Consider the following 580-nt stretch of genomic DNA (forward strand, 5'->3'; position numbering starts at 1 on the left):
GTACACACTCGGTTACTGGTGTGCCTCCGTTTTGGCGGCGGCGTCTTGAGCGTAGTAGTTCGCTTCGAATTCGGTGGGGGGTATGCGGCCCAGACGGTGCATGAGCCGGCTGGTGTTGTACCAGCTGACCCACTCGGCGGTGAGTAGTTCCACGTCGGCTAACCGGTGCAGCGGGCCGCGGCGAAACGGTGAGTCGTTGCGTACCGCTTCGGTCTTGTAGAGCCCTATCGTCGTCTCTGCGAGGGCGTTGTCGAAGGCGTCGCCCACTGATCCGACTGATGGTCGTAGTCCGGCCAGCATCAGGGTTTCCCCGAACCTCACCGATGTATATTGAGACCCCGCATCTGAGTGGTGAATTGTGCTGCCCGTCAATGGAATACCTTCCATTGACCTCAGGTTGGCGGCTTGGCGGATCGCTGACTCGACGAATGCGGTGCGCTTGTTGGCACTGCACTGCCAGCCCACGATGCGCCCGGCGAAGGCGTCGATGACAAACGCGGTGTAGACGAACACCCCGGTGCACAGCCGTAGGTAGGTGAAGTCGGCTACCACCAGCACGTTGGGGGCTGGCACCGTGAAC

Annotated in this window: 1 protein-coding gene; it reads right to left on the minus strand. The window is 61.4% G+C overall.

The features are described from left to right. Positions 1-12 precede the first annotated feature (12 nt). A partial coding sequence (locus tag AC5Y47_RS25655; protein ID WP_499947064.1) for a DDE-type integrase/transposase/recombinase occupies positions 13-580 on the minus strand: 568 nt, incomplete at its 5' end.

The organism is Mycobacterium sp. NGS22 (assembly GCF_059813095.1).